The sequence below is a fragment of the Paenibacillus rhizoryzae genome, assembly GCF_059686995.1.
Map to the genome: position 1 here is coordinate 105488 of NZ_JCAALT010000005.1, position 25903 is coordinate 131390.

The 25903-nt window shown below is 53.8% G+C and carries 22 protein-coding genes; 5 read left to right on the plus strand and 17 right to left on the minus strand.

Features of this window, described 5'->3' with window-relative positions; all coding sequences use genetic code 11:
- Window positions 1-20: 20 nt before the first annotated feature.
- From AC6ESO_RS16045 to AC6ESO_RS16055, 3 genes are all read right to left on the minus strand, one after another.
- Window positions 21-1103, minus strand: coding sequence for a peptidylprolyl isomerase (locus AC6ESO_RS16045; protein WP_497092230.1), 1083 nt, complete (start codon window positions 1101-1103; stop codon window positions 21-23).
- A gap of 176 nt (window positions 1104-1279) precedes the next feature.
- A complete protein-coding gene (gene guaA, locus AC6ESO_RS16050) occupies window positions 1280-2818 on the minus strand; it encodes a glutamine-hydrolyzing GMP synthase (protein ID WP_497092231.1) in 1539 nt (512 codons plus the stop codon).
- 468 nt (window positions 2819-3286) lie between these two features.
- A complete protein-coding gene (locus AC6ESO_RS16055; protein ID WP_497092232.1) occupies window positions 3287-4414 on the minus strand; it encodes a ParM/StbA family protein in 1128 nt (375 codons plus the stop codon).
- 214 nt (window positions 4415-4628) lie between these two features.
- Between AC6ESO_RS16055 and AC6ESO_RS16060 the strand changes: the two genes are divergently transcribed.
- The gene (locus AC6ESO_RS16060; RefSeq protein WP_497092233.1) at window positions 4629-5633 is read left to right on the plus strand and encodes a peptidoglycan DD-metalloendopeptidase family protein; all 1005 of its coding nucleotides are present in this window, start codon (window positions 4629-4631) and stop codon (window positions 5631-5633) included.
- Window positions 5605-7065 carry a bactofilin family protein gene (locus tag AC6ESO_RS16065; RefSeq protein ID WP_497092234.1) on the plus strand — a complete coding sequence of 487 codons (1461 nt, stop codon included), beginning with the start codon at window positions 5605-5607 and terminating at the stop codon, window positions 7063-7065. The genes AC6ESO_RS16060 and AC6ESO_RS16065 overlap by 29 nt, the downstream gene beginning before the upstream one ends.
- 319 nt (window positions 7066-7384) lie before the next feature.
- On the opposite strand, the gene AC6ESO_RS16070 is transcribed toward AC6ESO_RS16065, so the two are convergent.
- The 3 genes from AC6ESO_RS16070 to AC6ESO_RS16080 are packed head-to-tail and all read right to left on the minus strand — an operon-like array spanning window position 7385 to window position 12676.
- The gene (locus AC6ESO_RS16070) at window positions 7385-10171 is read right to left on the minus strand and encodes a transglutaminase-like domain-containing protein (RefSeq protein WP_497092235.1); all 2787 of its coding nucleotides are present in this window, start codon (window positions 10169-10171) and stop codon (window positions 7385-7387) included.
- Window positions 10149-11630 carry a DUF58 domain-containing protein gene (locus AC6ESO_RS16075; RefSeq protein WP_497092236.1) on the minus strand — a complete coding sequence of 494 codons (1482 nt, stop codon included), beginning with the start codon at window positions 11628-11630 and terminating at the stop codon, window positions 10149-10151. Before AC6ESO_RS16075 ends, AC6ESO_RS16070 begins: the two co-directional genes overlap by 23 nt.
- Window positions 11627-12676, minus strand: a complete 1050-nt coding sequence (locus AC6ESO_RS16080) for an AAA family ATPase (RefSeq protein ID WP_497092237.1) — start codon at window positions 12674-12676, stop codon at window positions 11627-11629. The genes AC6ESO_RS16075 and AC6ESO_RS16080 overlap by 4 nt, the downstream gene beginning before the upstream one ends.
- 180 nt (window positions 12677-12856) lie before the next feature.
- On the opposite strand from AC6ESO_RS16080, the gene AC6ESO_RS16085 reads away from it, so the two are divergent.
- Window positions 12857-13417, plus strand: coding sequence for a GNAT family N-acetyltransferase (locus tag AC6ESO_RS16085; RefSeq protein ID WP_497092238.1), 561 nt, complete (start codon window positions 12857-12859; stop codon window positions 13415-13417).
- A gap of 224 nt (window positions 13418-13641) precedes the next feature.
- On the opposite strand, the gene bcp is transcribed toward AC6ESO_RS16085, so the two are convergent.
- Genes bcp through AC6ESO_RS16105 form a run of 4 tightly spaced genes read right to left on the minus strand, consistent with a single transcriptional unit; the run spans window position 13642 to window position 16852 of the window.
- Window positions 13642-14124: a thioredoxin-dependent thiol peroxidase gene (gene bcp, locus AC6ESO_RS16090; RefSeq protein WP_494821122.1), complete on the minus strand. Its 483-nt coding sequence runs from the start codon at window positions 14122-14124 to the stop codon at window positions 13642-13644.
- Between the two features lie 22 nt (window positions 14125-14146).
- Window positions 14147-14938, minus strand: coding sequence for an ABC-2 family transporter protein (locus AC6ESO_RS16095; protein WP_494821123.1), 792 nt, complete (start codon window positions 14936-14938; stop codon window positions 14147-14149).
- A gap of 4 nt (window positions 14939-14942) precedes the next feature.
- Window positions 14943-15737, minus strand: coding sequence for an ABC-2 family transporter protein (locus tag AC6ESO_RS16100; RefSeq protein WP_494821124.1), 795 nt, complete (start codon window positions 15735-15737; stop codon window positions 14943-14945).
- A complete protein-coding gene (locus AC6ESO_RS16105) occupies window positions 15734-16852 on the minus strand; it encodes an ABC transporter ATP-binding protein (protein ID WP_497092239.1) in 1119 nt (372 codons plus the stop codon). The genes AC6ESO_RS16100 and AC6ESO_RS16105 overlap by 4 nt, the downstream gene beginning before the upstream one ends.
- A gap of 260 nt (window positions 16853-17112) precedes the next feature.
- Here AC6ESO_RS16105 and AC6ESO_RS16110 point away from each other — a divergent pair, with 260 nt between their 5' ends.
- Complete coding sequence (locus tag AC6ESO_RS16110) at window positions 17113-18192, plus strand: LCP family protein (RefSeq protein WP_497092240.1); 1080 nt, start codon at window positions 17113-17115, stop codon at window positions 18190-18192.
- 124 nt (window positions 18193-18316) lie between these two features.
- Entirely contained in the window at window positions 18317-19633 is a 1317-nt protein-coding gene (locus AC6ESO_RS16115) for a glutamate-1-semialdehyde 2,1-aminomutase (protein ID WP_497092241.1), read from the plus strand.
- A 401-nt stretch (window positions 19634-20034) separates the two neighbouring features.
- Here AC6ESO_RS16115 and AC6ESO_RS16120 read toward each other — a convergent pair whose 3' ends face one another.
- From AC6ESO_RS16120 to AC6ESO_RS16150, 7 genes are all read right to left on the minus strand, one after another.
- Complete coding sequence (locus AC6ESO_RS16120) at window positions 20035-20733, minus strand: DUF5808 domain-containing protein (RefSeq protein WP_497092242.1); 699 nt, start codon at window positions 20731-20733, stop codon at window positions 20035-20037.
- Window positions 20730-21140: a GntR family transcriptional regulator gene (locus tag AC6ESO_RS16125; RefSeq protein WP_494821129.1), complete on the minus strand. Its 411-nt coding sequence runs from the start codon at window positions 21138-21140 to the stop codon at window positions 20730-20732. Before AC6ESO_RS16125 ends, AC6ESO_RS16120 begins: the two co-directional genes overlap by 4 nt.
- 99 nt (window positions 21141-21239) lie before the next feature.
- A complete protein-coding gene (locus AC6ESO_RS16130) occupies window positions 21240-22082 on the minus strand; it encodes an inositol monophosphatase family protein (protein WP_497092243.1) in 843 nt (280 codons plus the stop codon).
- A 278-nt stretch (window positions 22083-22360) separates the two neighbouring features.
- Complete coding sequence (gene fabI, locus AC6ESO_RS16135) at window positions 22361-23131, minus strand: enoyl-ACP reductase FabI (protein ID WP_497092244.1); 771 nt, start codon at window positions 23129-23131, stop codon at window positions 22361-22363.
- Window positions 23132-23272: 141 nt separating this feature from the next.
- The gene (gene uvsE, locus AC6ESO_RS16140; RefSeq protein WP_497092245.1) at window positions 23273-24274 is read right to left on the minus strand and encodes a UV DNA damage repair endonuclease UvsE; all 1002 of its coding nucleotides are present in this window, start codon (window positions 24272-24274) and stop codon (window positions 23273-23275) included.
- The gene (locus AC6ESO_RS16145) at window positions 24271-24588 is read right to left on the minus strand and encodes a hypothetical protein (protein ID WP_475782587.1); all 318 of its coding nucleotides are present in this window, start codon (window positions 24586-24588) and stop codon (window positions 24271-24273) included. Before AC6ESO_RS16145 ends, uvsE begins: the two co-directional genes overlap by 4 nt.
- 92 nt (window positions 24589-24680) lie before the next feature.
- On the minus strand, window positions 24681-25871 hold the full coding sequence (locus AC6ESO_RS16150; protein WP_497092246.1) for a D-alanine--D-alanine ligase: 1191 nt from the start codon (window positions 25869-25871) through the stop codon (window positions 24681-24683).
- Window positions 25872-25903 lie beyond the last annotated feature (32 nt).

The following is a 25903-nucleotide window of genomic DNA, read 5'->3' on the forward strand; positions in this document are numbered from 1 at the left end:
CGTACAGGTTATATCCGCTATTACTTTCCTTTAAGCGTATTCGTAATTTGCGCCTTGGACTTTAGCTCTGCCAGCAAAGCAGGAGAAAGTTCGGCAACCTGCTGGCTAACGAGCTGTTCGCGGATTTCAGCTTTCTTCTCATCAAGCGTCGCTGCTTTCGCTGCCTTATGGTCGGTTACTTTGATAATGTGATAACCATATTCCGACTTGATCGGCCCACCAAGCTCCCCAACCTTAAGCGAGAATGCTGCTTGCTCAAACTCAGGGACCATTGCCCCTTTGCCGAAGAAACCAAGATCACCGCCGGCATTAGCACTGCCTGCGTCAGTTGATTTTTCCTTCGCCAGCTTCGCAAAATCCGCGCCTGCCTTCAACTGCTTCATAATTTCGTCCGCTTCTGCTTTCGTGGAGACCAAAATATGCGATGCTTTCACCTGCTCCGGCTCATCGAACTCCGCTTTATTTGCCTCGAAAAATTGTTTCACGTCTTCGTCCGTCACCTTCACGCGCGGCTCTACGAGCTTGCGAATGCGAAGCTGCATCGGCGTTTGCCTCTTCAAATCGTCGAGCGTCATGCCTGCTTGCTGCAGCGCAGTCTGAAAATCCGATTCAGACGGGAAACGCTTCTTGATCTTCGCGATTTCCGCATCCACATCTTGCTCACTGATCGTGATGCCTTTCTTCTTCGCCTCTTGATTAACGAGCTCTTCCTGAATCAGGTTGTCCAACGTTTGCGCTCCGCCAATCGTAGCCATTGCATCGTACAGTTTGTTTTTGGTAATGGCCACTCCGTTAACGGAACCGACCGCTTCATTCCCAGCATCGCCTAACGGAGACTTATCGGGCTTGCTCGTAATCATGACTGAATTCGAAGCCGCATTGTAGTTCACATTAGCACCGAGCATCTCAGCCGCGGAACGGATCGGAACGTAAGTAACCCCCTTAATAGATACCGGTTCAACCGTTGATTTTTTACCATTTACGATTAAGCTTATTTTCGTTGCCGCATACGCTCCAGCACCTGCCGCGAGCGTCATACCCACTACAATCAATGCCGTTATTCCCACTCTGCCAAATAGGATATTACCTTTACTTTTGCCCACACAATAGACCCCCCGCTGGAATAATTCCAATAACTTGTAATGAATTGCATACTTGGATTCTATATCATTGCTCTGGATATATAAACCATTCCGATCAGAAGACTACTTTAGTCATAAAAAAACTCCCTTCTATTGCGAAATATCGCAAATAGAAGGGAGTCATTTGTAGTTCTAGCCTATTCCCACTCGATTGTAGCAGGCGGCTTCGATGTTACGTCGTAAACGATACGGTTGACGTTATCCACTTCGTTAACGATACGTACCGAGATTTTCTCGAGAACGTCCCATGGAATACGCGCCCAGTCTGCTGTCATGCCGTCGATGGAAGTAACGGCGCGGATGCCGACCGTGTACGAATACGTACGCGCATCGCCCATTACGCCAACGCTCTTCATGTTCGGCAGCGCTGTGAAGTACTGCCAAATTTCGCGGTCAAGACCGGCTTTGGCAATCTCATCGCGCAGAATCGCATCGGAATCGCGAACGATCTTCAGCTTGTCTTCCGTAACTTCGCCAAGCACGCGGATTGCAAGACCCGGACCCGGGAAAGGCTGGCGCCATACGATCGCTTCAGGCAGACCGCATTCTTCGCCGACTTTACGAACCTCGTCCTTGAACAACGTTTTAAGCGGTTCAACGAGCTTAAATTTAATATCTTCAGGCAAGCCGCCGACATTGTGATGCGACTTGATCGTTTGTGCAGTAGCCGTACCGCTCTCAACGATATCGGTGTAAAGCGTGCCTTGTGCCAAGAATTCGAAATCGTCGAATTTCGCAGACTCCTCCTGGAACACGTAAATGAACTCGTTGCCGATGATTTTACGCTTCTGCTCCGGATCGTCTACGCCTTTCAGCTTGCCCATGAAGCGCTCTTTGGCATCGATTTTGACAACCTTCATATCGAACTTGCCTACGAACGTTTCCATAACGCCTTCCGCTTCGTCTTTACGCAGCAAGCCATGGTCGATGAACATACAAGTCAGCTGGTCGCCGATTGCTTTGTGCAGCAGGATCGCTACAACAGAGGAATCTACGCCGCCGGACAGGGCGCAAAGCACTTTGCCATTGCCCACTTGCGCACGGATATCGCGGATCGTGTCATCAATAAACGTGGTCATGCTCCAGTTGCCTTCGCAGCCGCACACGTTGTAGAGGAAGTTGCGAATCATTTCGTTCCCTTGTACGGAGTGGCGTACTTCCGGGTGGAATTGTACGGCGAAAATTTTGCGATCCGGGTTACTCATCGCCGCGATTGGCGCATGGTCCGTGCTCGCATCAACGCGGAAGCCTGTTGGCAATTCCACAACGTGGTCGCCGTGGCTCATCCATACGGTTTGGTTGCTGCCCAGATCTTTTACGAGCTCGCTGCCCGCGATGAACTCGACATCAGCTTTACCGTATTCGCGTTTGCCTGCGCGCTCGACTTTACCGTCGAGCTGGTGCGCGATCAGCTGCATGCCGTAGCAAATGCCGAAGATTGGCAAACCCAGATCATAAATCGCAGGATCAACAAGCGGCGATTTCTCCTCATACACACTTGCGGGTCCACCCGAGAACACGATGCCTTTCGGCTGCAGCTCGCGGATCCGTTCCACCGAAGTATTGTATGGCAGCAATTCGCTGTATACGCCCAAATCCCGGATACGTCTTGCAATTAACTGGTTGTACTGTCCGCCGAAATCGAGGACGACGATCATTTCATTTGGCTTGTCCACTTTTTTAAAGCCTCCCTCAAATCATTGTGTCAATTATATATAGGCGCTAAGGGACAGTCAAGGCGAATGGGGTGAATGCGATGAGGATATGGTGAACAGTTGAGCCGTCGTGTAGGTGGAGGCAGAGATGAACGAGTGAAGGTGGGTTTGGTATCTGGACTTGGTGCGATTTGTGGTAATTTAAATCTTTTGGTAATTCGATTTTCCGTGCTCTCCATCAATGTAGATCTCTGGGTGAGCTTCTTTGTGCAGAATCGAGCGTTCAGCAGCAATGTAGATCTCTAGGTGATCTTCTTTATTCGATTTTCCATGATTTGCATCAATGTAGATCTCTGGGCGTGCTTCTTTGTGCAAATTTCCCGAAATTTCGGCCAATACAGCTCTCTGCGAGGTCTAGATTCGTAGCAGCTTAAAATAAAAAACCGAGCCGCCTTCTAAAGGCGGCCCGGCTCTATTCATGCGCTATTGCTACTCTTGCTCGGTGGTTGCTGCAACTGCTGTTGTAGCTGCGACCGCTTGGTTCGTTTTGTTTTTGGCCAGCTTCAGGTAGCCGTAGACGTTCTGGAACTCGCTGTCGTTGACGAAACGAAGGCGAACGGAACCAGCTGCCTCGTTAATGTACTCGCGCAGCGCGGAAGCTCCGCCGCCAAGTACATAGAAGCACTGAATATCAGGGTTCTTCTTCCAACGCTTCAGAATCAGATCCAGCACTTTATTGGCAGCGCGGCTGAAGTAGTTGTCCACGATCGGACGGATATCCGCCTGGCCTTCGCCAATCCGCTGAATGATGTAGTCGCGGTTCTTGATCCGTTGGATCAGCTTCGTGCGGCTCGGGAAGCGGTGGCCGAACTGATCTTCCACGTCACGGATGATATTGTCCAGGTAGCCCGCAAGGCCGAATTGCTCGCCCGTGCTGAACTGGTTGTCGATGCTCATCCGTTTTATGACCGGGAAATCCGTCGTAAGCGCGCCCATTTCGCAAATCCCGATGCAGCCGTAGTACAGCTCTTCGTTCTTCACGGTCAGGTTGTCGTGTGTTGCCATATGGAACAGCGCCGCTGCGCCTTCAATGGAAACAACCGCGCGTTTGATAATGACGCGAATGGAGCGGCCGCGAAGCTTCGGCGTGGAAAGGAAGGTCACCTCATGCTCGCCTACAAGGCGCTCCTCAAATGTTTTGTGAAACCCTGCATATGTACGTACCGGCAAACCCGTTCCCACGATATACTCTACCGCTTGCGTCGTTTGTCCTTCTACCGGCTCATAGGTTTGACTAGTCAGCCCCGCATAAGCAAGTGCTGTCAGCGCCACGATCAACGCTTGATCACTGGTCGCTTTGTTATCCGTCTCTTCGAGCTCCGAAATATCCTGGTCTTCCATCGCCAGCAAGCCTACAAAGTAGCGCTGGTTGTTCTTTTTTAATTTAGGGCTGTATACACGCACGTCCAGTGCTTTTAGCGGTGAATCCTCATCTTGAAAAATATGACGTTCATAGCCCGGGGAGAGAATGCTCGGGACTACAATCGGCTCCGATGCTCCATCAACCACCAGCTTTACACTATCATTTCCTACGTCAATGCCTGCAATTTTAATCACAAGAGTGCCTCCGTTCAATGTCTTAGCCTTTTTCCGCTGATAAGGAGTTTCAATTCGCTATATTGCGACAAAATCCTTTTTTATCATTCTTTTTTCCCTACGTCTAAGTTTTTGCTGTCGATCTGCCGAAATAGTTCGGTGTGTATGTTTTTTTGCTCCGCCTTTAGTCGCATGAAAACGTGAGTTCAAAGCAAACAACTTCGAGGAGGTAAGCATGAAACTTTTACCGCGCAACACCCATTTCACCTTTCTTGTCTTACCAGACGGCAGCAAGCCAGCGCTGCGGTTTCGGGTTTCCACCGCCCTGTTACTGGTGATTCCCATCCTTGTTTCCTTGCTGATTGTGATAGCATCAACGCTATACCTACTTCATGAACGCAGCAGTCGTCAGCTGGAACAACTTCATCTGCAGCTCGTTTCCGAATCCCAAGCCCATCAAGATCAGCTGGCAGTCAAAGAAGCGCGTATTATGAAGCTCCAAACCGATTTGGTTCAACTGGCCCGGCAGGCGGATGCCGTAGACGCCCGAATGGAAGAGCTGAGCAAGCTGGAATCCGATATGAAATCACTCGTCGGCCTCTCTCCCGACAAGTCAACGAAGGAAGCAGACGGCGATGGCGTCGGGGGCGAGCAGTTGGACGCAACCGATGAGGATATCCAAGGACTCATAGACCAAACCAAATCGTTCTATTCTTCTATCGGCGGCGAAATCAGCGAATTGAAGAACAGACTGACCTCCACCACGAAAGAGGTACAAAAAAAGAAGCAAGTTCTTCGGCTCACGCCTACCTATTGGCCTACGGAATCGGAGCGTATTACTTCTTTGTTCGGGGTTCGAATCGACCCTTTCACGAACCATCCCGGCGTACATAAAGGCATGGACATAGCCGGCAAAACAGGCGACGCCGTATTCGCAGCGGCAGATGGCTTCGTACAAGAAACCGGATATATGTCGGAACGCGGGAATTACATTGTCGTCTCTCACAAGAACGGCATTGCTACGAAATATATGCATTTGAACAAGGTACTGGCGCAAGAAGGCGACCGCGTAGATCAAGGGGATCTGATCGGTTTGCTTGGTTCAACGGGCCGCAGCACGGGACCGCATCTTCATTTTGAAGTGATGAAGTACGGGGTGTCTGTCGATCCAAAACCATATTTGAAAATGGGGATAAAGGGGATGCCAACTGATGTTCAATTGGAAGAAAGACAAGATTAGCTCCAAGCTGACCGACACGTTCATCGGGGAAGGTACGATTGTTGAAGGCAGTATCCGTTCCGCGGGCGGCGTTCGCTTGGAAGGACAGCTGCGCGGAGATATATCCTGCGACGGCGATGTCGTCGTGGGAGAAAGCGGTTTTGCCGTATCGAATATTACCGCGCGCAATGTCATTCTTGCAGGACAAGTCACGGGCAATGTCCATATCACAGGTAAATTGACCATCTCCTCCACAGGCAAACTATATGGCGATATGACCGCGGCTACGTTGACCATTGAGGACGGCGGCCTGTTCCAAGGAAAAAGCACTATGGATCAGGACGAGCCTGCAGTCAACCCTGCCGAGCGCAGAAGCGGAATTGAACGTCGCAGCGGGAACAGCGGAAACTATACAGGTGTCGAGCGACGCAGCGGATACGACCGCAGAGATATGGTGGTTGGCGCCGACGGGGCAGTTGTGTGGGCCGCTCCGAAAAAAATCAGCTACCGTGCTATTGAGAAGCCCAGTGAAACGGATGAGGCAGTCGGGAATGAAGGCGGCACGACTGAGCGTAAAGAAGGCAATGAGTCCTCGAATCGTGATCCGCTCCGGGAAAGCGGTAAAGCATTCATATCCAGCATCAGCGGCAGTAAAACGGTAAGTGCGTCTGATGATGCGCTGCTCGTTGATCAGGATGCGGGTAGGGAGCAAGAGCGGACCGTTCGGGCTGAAAGCATTCATGAAGAGCAGAAGCAGAATCGATCAGCGCAAAATGAGTCATTCAGCCCTGTGAACACGAGAATCAACGAAGGGGTTAACGAGGCGGAGCGCGCTGCTTTGAGCGGGATGATTTTGGCCGATGTCGCTGCTCAGAGTCAAAGTGAGGCGGCTGCCGGCTCGGAGTTTGTGAATGAGCACACGGAGCTGATGGATGAGGACTCCGTGAGTGCAGTGGATTTGGTGTTGGATGCCGGGAGCCTCGTGAGCGATAGTCGAAGTGCGGAGAGCCTAGCGGATGAGAGGGCAAGTGCGGCGCTGAGCGATAACGCGAGTTTGTTAGTGAACGAGGTCAACACTGCTCAAGCGGGAGCAGTGGTTGAAGCTGCGATTGATGAAGCAGGTGTTGAAGCAGTAACTGAAGAAGAAGCAGCAGTTGTTGAAGCGGTAATGAAAGAAGATAGCGAAGTGCAGCCTGGCATTGTAACGCACCCTGCAGCTGAAGAGAACGCAGCGACTGCCACTGCAGCCAAAGATGTAACGGCAGCAGCGAATCCTAATAAAGGTTCAGAACCGTTAAATCCTGCTGGCAACGTGTATAGCTATGGCTTCGAGGAACGCGCTAATGGTAACACTTCGACTAATGAACCTGCGCCATCGGAACGTGATTCGTATCAAAATCAATCCAGCAGTCGCAGTGCCGCGGAAGCCGCGGCGCTGCTCAAAAACTGGTAAGCAGCCGCATCAATGCATGATGGCGTAAATCTGTGTGATGTACCAGGGTAGTTTGCTATTTGAATGCGAAATGTTGCTCGGTTTGCAACATTCCGGATCCTAAAGGAGATTTGTAGTCTTCCCCTCTGTAATTGTTGCATTTCGAGCAACAAATCACTATTTGGAGCATCGCGAAAAGGAAAAACATTGCAATTTCTGCAACATTTTTTCTGCGTGACTCCAGACATTGTTGATTATCACTGCCCTGAAAGGGCTAAACAAAAGGCTGTTTCAAAGGTCGCATTTCGCGAACGTTTTGAAACAGCCTTTTTCTGTTGCTTTAGGTTTGGCGCGCTTGCAAGCCGGCGACAAGCACGGTCATTTGCTGAAGCGTTGGCTGATTGTGCCAATGCGCGTCATAGCGCGCCGCTTCATCCCAGCGCACAAATTCAGCGACCAGCTTCGCGGTTTCCGGCGGGAGGCCGGGCAGCGCCTCCGCCGCGAATTCGCGCGTGGTGCGGTGCAGCGGCTTCGCACCGCACCTGTTGTACAGCTCGCGCCAGCAGGCATCCGCGAGCTGGAGGAAGTGCCCGCGGGCCGCGGTATGCCGGCCCGCTTGCAGCGCGCTGCCATAGCGGCGCAGCGCGCTTCCGAACGCGAAGCGTTCGCTCTTGCGCCGCCGCGCCGCCGCCAGGGCGAGCCCGGCGGCGCCGGTGGCGCTCGCGGCTAGCGCGGCCATGGCCCACGGCTTCGCCGCCATGGCGCCTTGCGCCGCTTGCGCGAGGGCATGCGCCCCGCGCTGCGCGGCATCGGCGGCATGCTGCGCCGCCGCCTGCAGCTGCGCTGCCAAGCGCACCGCCAGCGCGCGGGCGGCGCTGGTGGCGGCTTCGCCGCCAGCCGCAGCCCCGGCTGCGCCACCCGCGCCTGCGGCTGTTCCAGGCTGCGCCCCATTGCCTGCCCCTGCAGGCGTCAATGAGGCTTCGCCGGCGGCACCGCTGCCCGGTGCCGCAAAGCCCGGCGTCGGCTCAAACGGCAGCCACCCGACGCCTGGGAAAAAGACCTCCACCCAAACGTGTGCATCACTTGCACGCACGGTGTACAAGCCCGCTGGACCGCCGGCTGTAGTCTCGACGGCCTCGCCCGGAGCAAACCCTTTGACGTACCGCGCGGGAATCCCTTGCGTCCGCAGCATAACGGTCATCGCCGATGCAAAATGAACACAATACCCTTGCTGCTGGCGGAACAGAAAGTCGTCGACAAAGTCGGCTCCATCGGCGGGAACCGACGACTGCAGCGAGTATGCGTAGCGGCTGCGCAAATACGCTGCGATAGCCTCTACCTGATCGTAGCGATTCGCCGGATTCCCGGCATCCGCAACAATCTGCGAAGCCAGCTCGCCGACTCGTGCAGGCAATGCCTTAGGTAACTGCGTATACGCATCCTCAAGCGCTACGGTCTCAACAAAAGCGCGCGACCCCGCTGCCTCCGTCCCTTTTCCAGCTTCTCCTGTGTTCTCGCTTCCCGCCGTTGTCCCTTTCCCCGCTTCTCCAGCTGCTTCGTTTCCCGCGTTACCCAAATCCGTACCCGTACCGGCCTCTTTCCCCGATTCCCCTGTACTCTCGACGCTACTCGCACTTCCCGGACTCGCTTCCCCTGCAGCCCAGCTTCCCGCATTACTCGAACCTGCGCTTGAATCCGCTCCGCTCCCCACACTACCCTCAGCTCCGCCAGCCACCGGCTCCACATTCGCAGAAAGCTTCCTCAGCTCATCCAGTCCCAGCTCCGGCAGCTCCGCGGCTACCGTGTAACTGACGACGCGATCGTTCTCGTCGATCGGATAGAGCGCTCCTGTCGCCGCATCGCGCCGATAGCCCGCTGTTTCGCCATCCAGCATCCGGATCGCGCTAATTTTCGCCTCTGCACCGCCTGCCAGCAGCGGCCATCCTGCCGTCGGATGAACAGCCGTTATCGTTTGCACCAACAAACGCGCGTCTTCTTCCGCTTCGTAGGCGGATACATTCAGCGTGAGCCAATCATGAACATTTTGCACCCAGCCTTTGCCGGTATAGTCCGATTTGCTTTCGCCGCGCAAGTAAGTCGCTTCCTTCGAAGCCACGGTGAATAGAACCGAATGATCCTGTGTTAGCGGCCCACCCAGCACCTGGTCATCAAGCCCATAGCCGGTTATGCCGGAGTCACCGAATCCCGCAGCAGCCATCGCTTCCTCCGCGGTAGTAACGCGATCACCATGCCCCGTTCCTCCACTCTGATGGTCGAGCAGCTTCTGCTGTCCCCAATCTACTGCTTCCGCAGCCCAGGGCGCCGGTTCATTCGGTGTCTGTCTCGCTAAACTCCATACAGCGCCAATGCCGACTGCCAGGATGAGAACAACCAGCCACGCTGAGCCGTTCCACCAAGGGAGCGACCAGCCCGCCATTTGATGGTTGCCATCATTTTTCGCTCGAACGAACAGATTGGACCCGATTAAACGCTCCATCCGCGGCACCGTTACCAGCGCACTGAGCAGCAGTCCTTCCGCAAGCGCGCGCATTAGATTCGGAAACACCTGCAGACCCAGAAAACCATACAGCATCAGCAGATACACCGCCGTCAGCGCAGCAAGCCCCAGCCCCCACTGCCTAAGCCACACGAGGGATTGCAGCGCCAGCGCCATCATGCCAAGTCCACTGACAAGGAGCACGGTTCGCATTTCTCCGCTCAGCACGAATTTTCCCTGAAGCAATTGGCCAAAATCATGCGTGAACGCATGCACAAACCCGATCAGCGCATCGTACCCCGAAGCATATTGACCTTGAAACAGAACAAGGACCGTTCCCACAGTAATCATGCTATTGAGCACAATCGATAACCACGTCGGAGGCACAAACAGACCAACAGCGAGAAACAGGCCGACTGTCGCCAGCAGCGGCTCCACCTGATATAGCTCCGTGTATTCCTTCAGCTGCGCAAGCGGGAGAAGCCATTCGACGATCAGCCCAAACAGCAGCAAGCTCGTTACGAGCCGGCGCGATCCCATTTGAAAAAAATCAAGTCCCGTCCGCTCTCGCTGCCGCCTCGACAGCTGCGAACCGCCGACACCGTTGTTAGCTGCTTGCTGTGCTGACATCCATGACGCCTCCTTCCCTATTCGTGGTCATACTGAGTTCCGCCATAACCGGCACTTGTTTGCGGTAGGACAGCGGAACAGGCAGCGCCTTTACGCTGCAGTCCGTGCCTTGAAGCCGCGCTCGCCAGTTCGCTTCCGCCGGAGCCGCCTCGGTCTCTGCAAAAGAAAGCAGCAGCACCAGCTTCACGCCTCGCACAGCCGCGAGTTTAGCGCCGTAGAATACATTTTCCGAGGCAGTGGATTCCCGTGCAACAGCGCCGGCCCCCTTCGTACCCGCAGTCAAACAAATCAGCGCCGAGCCGCGAGGCATTCCCGCCACAACGTCAGAGAGACACTGGGATAGCGGCTTCCGAGGCGAAAGCCCCCATTGCAAGCGGGCCAGCTTCTCCTCCGCAGCCAGAAGCGTACTTCTCTCCCCAGTGCGCACGATAAGCTCCAATTCCTCTGTAGTCAGCAATACAACGCTTTTCCCTTCTCTGACCGCCTGCCTCATCACGAGCACCGCGCGTCCGACATGGGCATCGAACAACCGCATGTCGCCGCCGTATGCGGATTTTGACGTGTCCAGCAGCACAATGAGCTGCCCCGCCTCTTCCGCATTGCTGATCCGCGTCTGCATGCCGAGCCCTCTGGCCATCGCACGCCAATCGACTCGCCTTGGCGAATCGCCGGGGATATAGCTTCGCACATCCGGACCCGCTCCGCCTCGGCTTACACGCGCAGCCGCCGTTATCATCTGGCCGCCAAGCGACGCGATTGGCTGGCGCTCACTGCTCTTCGCACTAGGCCGGAAACCCGGCAAGTCTGCAAAAGCTTCCCCAGCCGGCGCCATCGCATGAACAAGCAGCCCACCTGGACACCCCACTTCAAATTTACGAACCGTCAAGCCGAGCATATCCCCAGCCGAAACTTGCATCGGACTAAATTTGAACTCACCGCGCCGCAGCCCCCGAAACGAATAACGAATATGGAATACACGCTTAAATCCAGGCAGAAAAGCATACTCCACCCTTAGTCCCTTCCCAGACTGCGCGGTAGCAGGGACAATGACTTCGCTCATCCCCAGCCACATGAAAGGCACGGGTCTGCTAAGCCGCAGCGTCAGCAGCACCTGCATGTCCCCTCCGTCGTATAGTCCCTCAGCATCGACTATTGAGCGTTCAACCGTAACTTTCCCTATCGCCATGTACGGCAAAATAATGCAGCAAACCGCCACCGCCGCCGTCACCGTAGCAAGCAGCCACTCCACTGCGCCCCCTCGCGCATGAAGCGCCGCCATGCTGGCGCCAAGCAGCAGAATCAACACAGCGCGCGCCACAAACCGGCTGCGCAGCCTTACCCCTTCGCCCCACTCTACGAACGCTGCCTTTTCCAGCCCTGCCTGGCCCGGTCCTGTCTGTTCCGCCATTCCTCGTCCTTGCCCTGTCTCGCCCGGCCCCGATTGCTCCGCCCGTTTCATCGCCGCCGCCCGCCATCGCCGGACGGAATCGGAATCGGCTGCGCCGACATAATCGCTCCCAGCACCGCGGCTGCGGTTTTCCCGCGCACCAGCGCTTCGTCGCGCACGAGCAATCGATGCGCAAGCACATGCTCCGCCGTTTGCTTCAAGTCATCCGGCACGACAAAACGCCGCCCGCCGATATAAGCCGTTGCCTGAGCTGCGCGCACCCAGTCCAAGGTTGCCCGCGGACTTGCGCCAAGCAGCAGCTCCTGCGAGGTTCTGGTCGCGCCGACAATGTGAACCGCATAGGCCATCAGCGCCGGATGAACATGGACGGACAGCGCATCCCGCTGCATCCGCAGCCATTCCTCCGGTATGATAACCGGACGCAGCGATTCCGGATGCAGCCGTTGTGCCGTTTTCCCTTCCAGCATCGCAATCTCATCCTCCGCTGCCGGATAGCCGATCGACAGCCGCATCATAAACCGGTCAAGCTGCGCCTCGGGCAGCGGATACGTGCCGTCGTCGCGCAGCGGGTTTTGCGTCGCGAGCAGCATGAACGGCTGCGGCAGCATTCTTGTTTCCCCATCTGCCGATACACTCCGCTCTTCCATCGCTTCAAGCAGCGCGGACTGCGTACGCGGAGGCGTCCGGTTGATTTCGTCCGCTAATACGACATTCGCCATCAGCGGCCCTTGCCGGAATACGAGCTCGCCCCGTTTGCCATCCCAAATCATGCCGCCGACCACATCGGCAGGCTGCATATCCGAAGTAAACTGAATGCGCCGGAACTCGCCTCCCATTACGCGGGCAATGGCCCGTACGAGAAGGGTTTTGCCGACGCCCGGTACATCCTCAAGCAGCACATGCCCGCCGGCAAGCAAAGCGCTGAACACCTGCGTGACAACTTCTTTCTTGCCTAGCAGTACACTATTTACTCTAGCCATCATGAGCTGCAAGGATTGCTGCGCAGCCTCCGGCCATGCATCCTGCTGCAGAACCTTACCCTCGGACTCCGCCACCCTGCTGCCATACGGCTGCTCCGACATTTGTTTCGGTATCATTTGAGCTTCATCTCCTACTCTTTCAACCTATGAATTCCTCTAGTTGATAGTTTCGCCAGACTGTGCACTCTTTACACCTTCCCCGCGGCCACGTTTCTATTTACAAGGAACAGGGCAGGCTGTAGGATGATTTTTACATACGTGACGCTTTCCGTAAGACGATAGGATGGAGGGTTTGCCGTGGATCCCATTATGATTGATTTTCCCAGTGAATTTATAACGGAACGTTTGCTCATTCGTATGCCATTGCCGGGGGACGGCAAAGCCGTGCTTAAAGCACTCAATGCCTCGCTTAACGAGCTAAAGCCATGGATGAAATGGGCGCAAGAAGAGCATTCGGAGTATGAGGCAGAACGGGGTATTCGCGAGGCTCACGTGAAGTTCTTGCAGCGGGAGAATCTTCGTCTGCATGTGTTCCTTAAGGATCGCGGGACCTTCATCGCATCGGCGAGCTTGCATGGCTTGGACTGGGATGTGCGCAAATTCGAAATCGGGTATTGGATCGATAGTCGGTACAGCAGGCAAGGTTATATGATTGAAGCCGTTGACGGCATCTGTAATTTTGCTTTCGAGCAGCTGCAAGCCCGTCGATTGGAAATTCGCTGCGATACGCTCAATACCAGGAGCATGCTGATTCCGCAGCGCCTCGGATTTGAGCTTGAAGGCATTATTCGAAACGAAGACCTCTCTGCTGATGGCAGCGAGTGGCGGGACACGTGTATTTTTGCGAAGATTAATTAAGCCAGTCACAATTCGACCAGGCAGTCCGCGCTATTTTGAGGCAAATAAGCCCTGTACGATTCGTTAGAGCTGTCTACGAAAATCCATACGAATCGGATGGTTCCTTAGATTCGATTAGTGGTTATTTGCGAGCAAATTATAGATCATCATGCCCTCTCTCGACATACAAAAAAGGGTTGTCCAGAAAGCCTATCGGCTTCCGGACAACCCTTTTCTACTTCTAGCTACAGCGCCTGCGCTGCTTCGAGCACCTCTTGCACATGCCCCTTCACGCGCAGATTCCGCCACTCGCGAACAAGCTTGCCTTTCTCATTGATGAGGAAGGTCGAGCGAACAAGTCCCATATACTCTCTGCCGTACAGCTTCTTCATTTGCCACACGCCGTACAGCTCGCACACGCGGTGCTCCGGGTCGGCCAGCAGCTCGTAAGGCAGCTCATATTTCTCCGCAAACCGCTCATGTGTCTGCACATCGTCGATGCTAATGCCGAGCACAACCGTATTGCACTCGCCAAAGGCTGCGTACGAATCCCGATAATCGCAGGACTCCTGCGTACAGGCCGGCGTCAAATCCTTCGGATAGAAGAACAGGACAACCTTCTTGCCCGCAAATTGACTTAAGCTGACCTCACGGCCGCCCATGGCAGGCAGCGTAAAGTCAGGCGCCTTCTTCCCTACAAATGCTTTTGCTTTAATCGCTCTCGCCATCTGGCTTCTTCTCCCCCACTACTTAAGATCCCGCACCCCTGTAGCGCTTCACGCCATGATTCCAGATCGTCAGGCCAATCGCGAATACGACGATCCCCACAACCGGAGTAAGCAGCGCAAGCGACGATAACCCTTCGTGATCCTTCTCCAGGAAATAAGAAGCCGGGATGACGCCGACGAATGCGAAAGGAAGCAGCCACGTCAGCAGGAATCGAATGATTTTGTTATAAATGTTAACCGGGTAACGGCCATAGTTCGAAATATTGTACATCAGCGGCAGTATACCCGTTGGTGCATCCGAATAGAATGAGATGGCCGTCAGCGATGTGAACAGTCCTGCGTAAATCATCACGGAGCCAATCGTAAACACGGCAAGCATCAGGATATCGGTGAACGAGAACGCGAGCCCCAAATCTCCCCAGCTAAGCACCATAATTATAAGGCCGACAAGCGAACCGAACAAGGACGGCGGATCGAGATTTTCCAGCAGCACCTGATACAGGTTATAAGCAGGCCGCGTCAGCACGCGGTCCATTTCCCCTTTTACGATATACCGTTCGCTGAAATTCCAGATGTTGAAGACGGCACCGAAGATGCCTGCCGGCACCATGAAATAACCGTAGACGAAAATCACTTCCGCCTCCGACCAGCCTCCAAGAGAAGGCGTATGTTGAAACACGATTAGGATAAAGATCAGATTGACCCCTTGGAACAGCAGGTCGGATAAGAGCTCGATCCAGAAGTCCATCCGGTAGGTAAGCTTTGTTTTGGCATAATTCTTAATATACTCCATTGCCAGCGACCAATAAAACATATCCTCAACCTCCCTGCACGAACAATCGGGTCCTCGCCTGACGCCACACCCATGCGATGGGAATGATTAAGACAACGAACCAGATCAATTGAATTCCGAACACCCGCAGCACATCATCGCCCGCCGTACGGCCGGTGAAGACGGAGCTTGGCAGGTAGGTGATCGCTTGGAAGGGCAGCCACTTCATCGTGACGGCAAGCCAACCCGGGAAGAAGGAAATCGGCACGATAACGCCCGAAAACAAGTCGACGACGACGCGCTTCATCCGCAGCATCCCCTCGTTATTCTCAACGAAGAAGGCGAACAAACCCACGAGCATATTGATTTGGGTATTGATTAAGAAGCTGAACAGCAGCATCAAGAGATAAATGCCCCATACTCCGGGATCGGTCGGCAGCTTCACCGGAAAAATAAGACAAACAATCGCAAGCCCCGGCCCCATGAACAGCAGCAAGCGGAACAGCCCTTCGCCGAAGCCCTGCATCAGCTTCACGAACAAATAATTGTAGGGCCGAATGAATTGAACCGCCACGCTGCCATCACGGATCTCATTGGCGATCTCACGGTCAAGGTTATTGAAGTAGAACGCCCTCGCCATCCAAGAAACCGCTACATAGGTCGTCATCTGAGCCAGTGTGAATCCGGCCAGCACTTTTTGATCGCCGAAGATCGCTTCCCACAAGAAGTAGTAAGCACCAATATTAATTGTGTAGATGACAATACCGCTGTAGTAGTTGACGCGATACGCCAGCATCATGAGAAACCGAATGCGGATAAGATCTAGGTAGGCGCTATTCATGATTGCGGCTCCTTCTCCCTATCCGAGGCAGCGGCAACCGGTACCTTGCTAGCTTCGTTGGCGGCTTCCGCCGTTACCGAGCTTTGACTCAGTTTCTCCGTCGCTTCGGTCGAAGCCGAGCCGGATTGGTAAATCTCACGAACGATATCGTCCGTATTCGTCTCCGTAATCTTAATATCGCGGATATCGGCTCTGCTTCCCACTACGCGGGCAAGTGCATCCGATACATTCACCTCATGAGGCAGCCACATCGTAGCAGTCAGTTCATTATCGATCGTCCAGTGCACGCCTTCCAAGCCTTCAGTCAGCTGCATCAGCACATCATGCGGCGGCAGCTCCCCGAATTGGAATTGCAGCTCGCGGCCTTTGCTCCATCTCGACTTCAGCTCATCCAAGCTGCCGTCATAAATGATCCGGCCATCGTCAAGCATAATAACGCGCGAGCACAAGGCTTCGATGTCTTGCAGGTCATGCGTGGTAAGCAAAATGGTGGTGCCGTGCTCGCGGTTGATTTTTTTCAAAAACTCCCGGATTTCCGTCTTCACCACAATATCGAGTCCGATCGTCGGCTCATCAAGGAACACAATCGACGGATTGTGCAGCAAGGAAGCAACAAGCTCACAGCGCATCCGCTGACCAAGGCTCAGCTTCCGTACAGGACGATTGAGCAGATCGCCAAGGTGCAGCCGTTCCACGAGCTCATCAAGCCGCTTACGGAACTCCGCTTCCGGTACACGATACACCTTGCGAAGCAGCTGGAACGACTCGATAACGCCGATATCCCACCAGAGCTGACTGCGCTGACCGAAAACAACCCCGATCTCGCGAACGAATTTTTCCCGCTCCTTATATGGGACGTACCCGTTTACTTGCAGATGACCCGAGGTCGGCACAAGAATGCCTGTCAGCATCTTGATCGTCGTTGATTTGCCTGCCCCGTTCTCACCTATGTAACCGCAAATCTCCCCTTGAGGGATTTGGAAGGTGATGTCTTTGACAGCCGTAATGTCGTTGTATTCCCGCTTAAACAGATCCTTCAGCGCGCCGCCGAGCCCTTCTCGGTTCTTCTGAACCTGGAACTGTTTTCGCAAATCTCTTACATCTATTGCCAGCATAGGATGCTTAGCTCCTCTCTTCCTCGCCTTCGACATTTCCTGGGAAATATCTGGCTTTTTCGATTCTATCAGATAAAACTTGCTTCTCTACGACAAACCATTTTATAATTTTATGATATGTAATGCTATAGTGAATTTATCGGCACCGGACATTCAACCCTAAATTATAGCTATTAACTAGGCCTCATTACCCCTGCTCCGCGTCGGCTTCGGATTCTCCATCCGCACACGGACCTATTACAAGGAGGAACAGAACTTTAATGTCACGCTCCCAGAAGACGATTAAGAAGAAGAAGCCGTGGAAATGGGCACTGTTTGGCGGGCTGGTCGCCATTGCGGCTGTAGTCGCATATTTCGTTTACCAAGGTGTCGGCGTCTATAACGGACTCGAGGGCTTCAGCAAGCCTAAGGAAGAATCACGGTTCGGTCAATTTGAAGAGGTTGCCGAAGAGAAGCCACCTGAATGGGAAGGCACGGAACGCGTCAACATTCTCATTATGGGCGGCGACAACCGCGGCTTGAAGAAAAGCGAAACCGCTCGTTCCGACTCCATGATGGTTGTCTCGGTCGACCCTGTGACGAAGAAAGCACATTTGTTCTCCGTACTCCGCGATACGTACGTGGACATCGAAGGTCATGAAGATGGCCGGATTAATACGGCACTGGCACTTGGCGGTCCTAACCTGGCTATGAAGACCATTGGCGGCTTGCTTGGACTTAATATTCAATATTATGTGTATACGGACTTCGAAGGATTCAAATCTCTGATCGATGCGATCGGCGGCATTCAAAACTTCGAGGTTGAGAAGAATATGAACTACGTCGATAATGCCGACGGCAACCGGTATGACATTCACCTGAAGAAAGGCATTCAGGATCTGGACGGTACGACAGCACTGCAATATGTGCGTTTCCGTCATGATGCGATGAGCGATTTCACCCGTACCGAACGTCAGCGCAAGCTGCTGAATGCCGTTGCGGACAAGATGAAGAACGGCTGGAACCTGCTGAAGATGAAGAAAATCGTGGACAGCATTCAGCCTTATGTAGAATCCAATATTCAAGTGTCCGACATGATCAAGCTGGCACAGCTTGGCGTTGAAACGCATATCGCAGGTCAAGCACAGGTTCCTCCAATGGATCTTATCGGCGATAAGAAAGTCGGCGGCGCATCCGTACTGTCCGTACGCGATGACAATGAGCTTCTGCAGTTCGTGCAAGACGAGCTGACGAAGGATTCAACCGCTACAGCACCGGCAGTTGCAGGCAGCGGCAATGCGACGGATACGAACGGAACGAACTCCGGCACGAACGGTAATACGGCAAACGGAAGCAAATAATAGGCAGGACAAAGAGGGTGAGTAGACCGATGGCGGTCTGTTCACCCTCTCTTTGGTTGTACTGCTGCAGTTTCTGGGGTTACAATAAGGTATTGTAGTCGGAAAATATTTAGGAGGTTTCACCATGTCCATTCAACGACCGCGCTCGGAGCAGCTTTATACCGAAGCGCTTGAGCATATTGTCGGCGGCGTCAACAGTCCGTCCCGCTCGTTTAAAGCGGTAGGAGGCGGAGCGCCTGTCTTCATGAAACGTGCGCAAGGCGCGCATTTCTGGGATGTCGACGGCCACCGCTATATCGATTATTTGTGTGCCTACGGGCCGATTATTACCGGTCATGCCCACCCTCATATCACGGAAGCCATTACTACTGCAGCTACTAACGGAACACTCTACGGTACGCCGACGGAGCTGGAGATTCAGCTCGCTCGTATGCTGAAGGAAGCGATCCCTTCGATGGATAAAGTGAGGTTCGTCAACTCCGGCACTGAGGCCGTGATGACGACCATACGTGTTGCACGAGCCTACACGAAGCGCAGCAAAATCATTAAGTTCGCCGGCTGCTACCATGGCCATTCGGACTTGGTACTCGTTGCAGCGGGCTCCGGTCCTTCCACGCTCGGCATTCCCGACAGCGCCGGTGTACCAACAAGCATTGCCAGCGAAGTCATCACAGTGCCGTTCAATGATCTGGACGGCCTTCGCGTCGCGCTGGACACCTTCGGCGACGAAGTTGCAGCTGTTATGGTCGAGCCGATTGTCGGCAACTTCGGCATGGTAATGCCAGAGCCGGGCTTCCTTGAGGGACTGTGCAAAATGACCCGCGAAGCCGGCGCGCTCGTTATCTATGACGAAGTCATCAGCGCCTTCCGCTTCCACTACGGCAGCGCGCAAACATTCAGCGCGTTCCCGGATCATGCTGCCATCGAGCCAGACCTGACGGCGCTTGGCAAAATCATCGGCGGCGGCTTGCCGATCGGCGCCTACGGCGGCCGCAAGCATGTGATGGAGCAGGTTGCGCCGCTTGGCCCCGCTTATCAAGCAGGTACGATGGCCGGCAACCCGGCGTCCATCTCTGCGGGGATTGCCTGCTTGGAAGTGCTGCAGCAGCCCGGCGCTTATGAGCGCATGGATGCGCAGGCAGCCGAACTTGCCGCTGCCCTTCAGCAATCGGCGGACAAGCATGGCATCGCGCTCACGATCAACCGTATTCGCGGATCATTCTCCGCTCATTTCTGCGATCATCCCGTTACCAATTACGATGAGGCGCAGGATACGGACGGCGAGAAGTTCGCGGAATTCTTCCGCCTCATGCTGGATCAAGGCATCTGCCTCGCACCATCCAAGTATGAAGCATGGTTCCTGACTACCGCCCATACGGACGAAGACATTGCGGCGACGATTGCCGCAGCTGAGCGAGCTTTTGCCGCGATGGCGAAGTAAATGAAGAAGGCTGAACGGGAGCAGGTATCCTGTTCAGCCTTTTTATATGAATAGGTCATGGCCTTTTTTCCCGTATCCTATCCAATAGCACGCTTTCACTTTACGAAGCCCTAGAATTCTAACGAACCGTACGGGCCTTATTTGATCAAAAAGCAGCGGTTTAAAATTCTAACGAACCCTACAGGTCTTATTCACTCGAAAACTCGTGCATTTCTGCCTATGTCGGCCCAATAAGACCTCTGTGGTTCGTTAGAATTTTTGAAGTGCTATTCTCACCAAAATAAGACCTCCACGGTTCGTTAGAAATCTCGTTGTGCCTTTTCTCTCAAAAAAAGCCTCTGCGGTTCGTTAGAATAATGGTGGGGAGTGGCTGCCGAGAAGTTGTCGCGCTAATGAACCCGCTACTCCATCATCGCAACCACGCCGGCAATAAGGAATGGAATCGCGAACAAGGTCGCGATAACCAGCCACCCCATCGGTCTCCCGAAATTCAGCGTCCAACCGATCCCATATTTCTTGGGTACGAAGACAGACGGATCCTGCGGATTATAGTAGATGCCACCTGCCAACCAGCGGCCTTCCTCATTCAGATCGCCATCATCTCCGTGCTGCGATAATCGCAGCCTCCTGACGTACATAATCAGAAAAGCTAGACCCCCGATGATGAGCAAAAATAACGCTATCGTTCCAATGAGAAGAAGCGGCCTCGACCAGCCGTAAAGCGTAGTTGCTTGTACATAACTAAAGTACAAGACGAGCAAGAGCGACAATCCGTATAGAAAAACGCTGTTCGCATACCGGTATTGCCGGCTTTTCTCATTCGGCATCTCCGGCCCTCCTGGCTGCGTAGCACGCTTAACAAGGTAGTCGGCTCCCATCATGATGCCGAGTAGAAACAGCTGTACGATGTTAAAGAGAAAAACCGGGCCAAACTCCTTCGCAGCGTAGCGGTCAGGTTGAAAGGTTATATCATAATGCACGGCTAGCTTTGCGGGAATCTGATCCCACAGTAATACAGCGGATATTGCCGATACCGCTATAAGTATCACTTGCAGCAAATACCAGCCGGGTGCAACCGACTGTTTGTGATCCGTATTCATTCCAGTGAATCTCCCATCGTCGTCAAATCGCTTCGATATATGTTTAGACAGGCTTTGCTGAATTCAGCTTCCGTCATCCCTCTGGCCCGGCCTTCTGCCGCTAATGCACGCAGCTGCTTCGCGAGCCGATCCCTATAACTATCCGTAACGCGCGGCATTTCGTTAAGTGCAGGGATGAGTACGCCTAATTTGCCATCATAACGCTCCTGCAGAAATCCTTCCGACAGCAGCGTCTGATACGCTTTATGAACAACCGTTGATTTGACCCGCAGATCCGAAGCAAGCCGCCGCGCCGAAGGCAAGGTTTTACCAGGCTTCAGCGATCCGGAGGCAATCCCTGCTATGATTTGGTGCGCAATTTGCTCCTGAAGCGGCACGTCTCCATGCACATCGAGCTCAATAAACATTCTGCCCGCCTCCCCCCATGAAAGCTTCCTACGCTATCATATGCAAAAGAACGCCTCTTCTCCCGTCATTCTTGACGGTTGCAGAGACGTTCTCTTTCCTTAGCTGCCTGATTCCGCTTGCTGGAGCGCTTGCACAAACTCGTCGTGAATATGTCCGTTTGAAGCTGCCACATGGCGTACACCCAAATCATATGGAGTGCCTTTTACATCTGTTACCCGTCCGCCGGATTCTGTAATCAGCAGCGCGCCTGCCGCCAAGTCCCATGAATTCAGGCCGATCTCCCAGAAGCCGCTCAACCGTCCCGCTGCAACATAAGCCATATGTAGCGCGGCCGAGCCGCCGGAACGAATATTGCGCACTTGCGGTACCAGCGCTTGAAGCCCCTTCATATTGAGCGGAAGCGCATACTGTTGATCCGCCGGGAAGCCTGTAGCAATTAAGCTGTCACGCAGCGTTTCCTCTGCGGATACGCCCATGCGACGTCCGCGCACATAAGCCCCTTTGCCTTTCTCCGCTACGAACAGTTCGTCTCGAATCGGATCATACACCACCCCAACGATAACCTCGCCTTTATGTGCGAGCGCTATCGATACCGAGAAGAATGGGAAGCTGTGCACGAAATTCGTCGTTCCGTCCAGCGGATCGACGATCCACAGGTACTCCGCATCTCGTACGCTCTGCAGCGCTTTGGTCGAAGCCTCCGGTCCCGGCTGCACGCCTTCCTCGCCAAGAAATGAATGCTGAGGGAAATGCGTCATCACCAGGTTGCGAATCATCATCTCCGCGCCTTTGTCCACTTCCGTGACCAAGTCTTGTGCGGAATATTTTAGCGAAAGGCTTGTATGGTTGCCAAGCTTCGTCTTTATCCATTCTCCTGCTTTCGCTGCACAATTAATCGCAACAGCGGTAAAGCTCTTTCCTCCGATAATCTGCTCACTCATGGTTAAACCACGCTACTTTCCTATGAGTTCATAAATGTCTTACTACTATACGTTGGCGCTCGGACGAAGTTTCTCCATAATTAAGTATAAATCGTTAACGCATACACGCCAGTATTGCGGTGATTATTATTTTTTAGTAAACATCTTGAAAAGTTTATCATTTTCCAGATGTATACACAAACCGTACGAAAACAAAAACTGACTGGGGCGTCGACTTCCGACAGCCAGTCAGTTTATAGTAATGGTTTTAGATTCTAAAACAGAACCTTGCTCCTACGTTATACCCCGACAATATTGTATCCATTATCCACATAAATGATTTCGCCTGTAATGCCGCGGGACAGATGGCTGAGCAGGAACATCGCCGTGTCGCCGACTTCTGCTGCCTCCGTTGTTTTGCGTAGCGGTGATTTTTCTTCCACTTGGCGAAGGATCGAGTTGAAATCCTTGATGCCTTTGGCAGCCAGCGTCCGGATTGGACCTGCCGAAACCGCGTTTACCCGAATATTGTGCGGCCCCAAATCGGCAGCCAGGTAACGAACGGAAGCTTCCAGTGCAGCCTTCGCCACGCCCATGACGTTGTAGTTACGAAGCGCGCGCTCGGCACCGAGGTACGTCATCGTCATGATGCTGCCGCCTTCCGTCATCAGCGGATATACGCGCTGCGCTACAGCCGCAAGCGAGTAAGCACTGATATCATGAGCCAGCGCAAAGCCGGCACGCGAAGTGTCGACGTACATGCCGTCAAGCTCCTCTGTCTTCGCAAAAGCGATGCTGTGCACAAGGCCATGCAGCACGCCGAACGCGTCTTTCAACTGAACTGCGAGCGACTCGATTTCTTCATCCACCGTGACATTGCATTGGAGAAATAAAGAGCCCGGAATGGTCTCCGCCAGCTTGCGTACCCGTTCCTCTACGCGCTCATTCTCGTATGTAAAAGCTAGGCGAGCCCCCTGTGCAGCAAGCGACTGAGCAATTGCCCAGGCAATACTGCGGTCATTCGCCACACCCATAACAAGCACATTTTTCCCTGCTAATAATCCATTCATCGTTTCACAATCCTCTCGAGAATATTTGTGAGCTTATGATGATTGACCAGGGTGTGATTGCACCGTAGAAAACTAAAATGATAGCGCTTCCTTAACCAAAAATAACCTAAGGGACGGAAAAGATCAAGCTTTTCCTGTCCCTTAGGTTATCTCGATACTTCCGCCGTTGATAACGCGAATGCCCGCACCTTCGGCTTCCAGCTGGCGCATATCCGCCATGAGCTGCAGCAGCGCCGCATCCTTCTGCTTGGCTTCGATCATGACATCCAGCTGATCGACCGAGCCGGCCGTTTCACGCAGAAACCGCAGCAGCGGACCAACGTCGACATTGTCGGCATGACCGCGCGGATCGCGCTCGCTCTTCGGGCTCGATACATGCAGCTTGGGCGGCAATGCAAGCGGCTGTCCGTCCGGCCCCGTCCATGTCCGCAGAATGCGCGGCCATAGCTCGCCATACAGCGTACTGTCCGTTTCGCCTCCGTCATTGACCGCATGATGATGGATATCCAGCACCATCGGCGTTCCGACCGCTTCGGCAGCGCCGAGCGTTTCGCGGACGGTAAACGTTTTGTCGTCATTTTCAAGCGTGACCCGGTTGCGGATCCGATTGTCCAACTGACCGAACTGCTGCACAAACCGCTCCGCAGACGCAGGCTTGTCCCCGTACGCACCGCCGACGTGAATATTGCACTTAGCCGACTCATCGAGCCCCATATGCTCCAGCATCCGGACGTGGTACTCCAGATCCTCCTTGGACTTCGCCAGCACCTCCGGCCTAGGCGTGCTGAATACGCAGAAGTGGTCGGGATGAAACGAAAGCCGCATCCCTTTCTCCTTCGCATACTGCCCAATCTCGGCAAAAGCCTGCTCCAGCGGCGGATACGGGTCCCAATCCTTCAGCGCGTCATGGGTAGCAAGCGGAATAATCTTCGAGGTCATGCGATACACAAACACATCATGACCCACGCAGTGCCGCATTAAGCGAAGCGTAGTGCGGAGATTATCCTCCGCGATCCGCTCCAATCTGCGAAGCGCAGCCTCACGATCATCCAGCTTGGAAAATGTCGCATACGTCATGGTCCGCGAGGGCGAAGCGTTATCGAGCAGTACGCTCATGGCTACGAAGCCGAAGCGGACAATCATGCCTGATCCCCGAAGAACATTTCATAAGCCAGCGCCGTCTGCACGCGCGCTTCTTCCTCCGTCAGCTTACGAACTAGGTCCATCTCCACTTCGGTTACTTCCTCGCCTTGAAAATTAATTTCCGCGATGGAAACGCGGATTTTTACGATTGCGATGGCTTCATTCTCCGGTGTGTAGGCGATGACTTTCTGCCCGGTTGGATAGACGCGGAAGCCGCTCTTGACCATTTTGCCGCGGCCGTATTCCAACAGCTCGTACAGCTCTTGCTTGGATTTGAATTTGCATACAGAGTTAAATTCGGTTTGGAATCCCATGAACAAACCTCCAATAGTCGTTAGTATATGTATGTAACTTGCCATAATGCCCGACCTCGCCAACCTACAAAAAAACGGGGAAAACCGGCCCCTTAAGCCGGCGTTCCTCCGCTATAATCGATAAGCTGTTTTTCTGCGTGACGCTCAATCGCAAGCGCGATCAATGTATCGAGAAGTTCCGTATACGGAACGCCGCTTTCCTTCCACATCAGCGGATACATGCTGTACGGCGTGAAGCCCGGCATCGTATTCACTTCATTGATAAACAGCTGGCCATCTTCCTTGCGCATGAAGAAGTCGACACGCGACAAACCGGAGCCGTCAATCGCAAGGAACGCGCGAATCGCCATTTCGCGAACGGAATCCGATACTTCGGCCGGAATGTTGGCCGGAATATGCATCATCGATTTGCCGTCGATGTACTTCGCTTTATAATCGTAGAACTCGCTTGAGGACGTAATTTCGCCGACAACAGAAGCGCGCGGCTCATCGTTGCCAAGCACACTCACTTCGATCTCACGCGCATCGACGAACTCTTCGACGATGACTTTACGGTCAAAGCGAAGCGCGTAGTCTACAGCAGCGATCAGTTCCTCACGGTTGCGAGCTTTGGAGATCCCAACGCTTGAACCCAGGTTCGCCGGCTTCACGAAGCAAGGGTAACCGAGCGCGACTTCAATTTCCATCATGTAAAAGTCCGAATCCTTCTGCCACTGCGTGCGATTGAAGAAACGGAACACGCACTGGGGCAAACCTTCTTGCGCGAAAACTTTCTTCATCGTGATTTTGTCCATGCCGACTGCGGAAGCCAGAACGCCTGCTCCGACATACGGAATGTTCGCCATCTCGAACAAACCTTGAATCGTGCCGTCTTCACCGAATGTACCGTGCAGCAAAGGGAATACGACGTCAATCTGACCATCATCAGCCGCTTCAACCGCATCTACCTGCTGTTGGCCTACGGAAGATATGGTTACCGCGCCCGGCACCGAAGAAATTGCGATGGACGCATCATTCTCCGATTGCCCGCCGAATACCGGCATTAGCGCTCCAGTACCGATGATCGCATCGCCGCCGGCAAGACGCAGCTGCTCCAGACCGCTTGGCGCGGCCAGCAGCGTGTCGCCTGCCCGCCACTCGCCGTCTTTGCCAATATAGAAAGGTTTAATTTCGTATTTGCTGTAATCAAAAGCTTTCATGACCGCAAGAGCGGTTTGTAGAGAGACCTCGTGCTCGCCTGAGCGCCCTCCGTAAACAAGTCCTACGCGCACTTTCTCCCCCATGATTCATCCTCCGGTTATGTTAAAATTCCCAT